Raw genomic sequence first — 1,603 nt, 5'->3', positions numbered from 1 at the left:
TTTCCTACGATTAGTCAAGTCTAAATTTAGTAAAGGCTTATAAACTAAAATTTGGTATACTAAATAAACCTCAAGTATATATTTTTTTAAACTGAGGGAATATATGTGATATAATATGAGTGATTTATTGGTCCAAAGAGACCGTGTGCGAGTAATCGTACTTCGTATTGTTCCTAATCATGGAATAAATACATTTTAGTAGCTTGTTCATGCAGGCTACTATCGCAACCTTGTCCTTCTTAGGATAGGGTTGTTTTTTTAATTTATAATAGTAATCTACAATATGATTTGGTGCTGCTTTTTGTTGTCGTATCATGTTTCGCACAATTAGATATAAAACTTTTCTTCCTTTTGGATTTCCACGCTTATTAATGCGATCTTGACCTGCATGTTTTCCAGATTGATATCTTCGAATATCAATCCCAATAAAGGCATTGACTTTTTTATGGTTGGAAAACCTTGAAATATCTCCAATTTCACCAATGAAAAGTGCTGCACTAATTTCACCTATACCTGGAAAACTCGTGAGTACTTCGAACTCTGGAAGTTGTTCGGCTTCCCCAATCATTTGTTTGGAAACACTCTCTTTTTCCTCTAATAATTGAAGGAGTTGCCTTGCATAATATCGAACTTTTTGAGTTTGTGTGCTGTTTGGAGAAACAGCGGGATAAGACTCTTTTGCGTATTCTACAATTTCAATTGCTTTTTGTTTTGCACGATTTTCAGATATTTTTTTAGTGGTGCTTTTCATCAAAATATTTTTGATTTTTGTTTTACTTGTTTTTAATACTAATTCAGGATGTGGAAATAATTCAATTAAAGCCAAAGCATATGGCGTCACTCTACTTGAAAAGAATTGTTCAAGTTCGGGAAAGCTTAGTTGCAATGCATTGTGTAAATGCATTCTTACCCGTTTAATATCATCCTCTATCTCCTGGTAAAACCGAGATAGGTCACGTAATTCATGATAAATACAGGATTGTTCTGTTTTTTCTATTCGAGTATTGTGTTGATGCACTTGTGCCAACTTATGAGCGTCATGCTTATCCGTTTTCCAACTACGCAATGTTCCTTGTTCTAATTGTTTTTTTGCTTCCAAGGGGTTTAATAGGCAATACCGAACTTTGTTTTGTTGGCAAAATGTTTCTACTGGCTTAGAGTAAACACCTGTGGATTCAAAAACTAACATCAAATCTTCAGGGAGTGCTAGGATTTCATCTTCCAATGCTTGAAAACCTGCTTGATTGTGTATTACTTCTCCCTCAGAAAGACATACTTGCCCATCGTAAACAACTTTATAGCTTTTCCCCATTGATATATCTAAAGCCATTACTGTTCCCATAGATCTACCTCTTTCCTTTTGTTTGTATGAAAGATCTTCACTTATTCATTTCGATTCCAATTTCCTATACACGGGCTCATCGGCCCCAACATACTTAAACCTGATTCAAAAATGAAAGTGAAGAAGCCCGGTTTTTTATTCGGATTCATAATCCCTGAGACTTCGGTCGGGCTTTCTTTCACTTCTCACTATATCGTATAAAAAGAAATAGTGGGCAAGATCATCCGTCGATGACCTTGCCCACTAATCTTAGTATGTTTT

The 1,603-nt window shown here is 35.1% G+C and carries 1 protein-coding gene; it reads right to left on the bottom strand.

Going from position 1 to position 1,603, the window contains the following annotated elements; translation table 11 throughout:
- Positions 1–124 precede the first annotated feature (124 nt).
- Positions 125–1,342 carry an IS110 family RNA-guided transposase gene (locus KC820_RS13010; RefSeq protein ID WP_212371690.1) on the bottom strand — a complete coding sequence of 406 codons (1,218 nt, stop codon included), beginning with the start codon at positions 1,340–1,342 and terminating at the stop codon, positions 125–127.
- Positions 1,343–1,603: the final 261 nt, after the last annotated feature.

It is taken from the genome of Allobacillus saliphilus (genome assembly GCF_018138385.1).
GTDB lineage: Bacteria > Bacillota > Bacilli > Bacillales > Alkalibacillaceae > Allobacillus > Allobacillus saliphilus.
The sequence above is the reverse complement of the archived record's forward strand: the minus strand, read 5'-3'. Positions and strand labels throughout refer to the sequence as shown.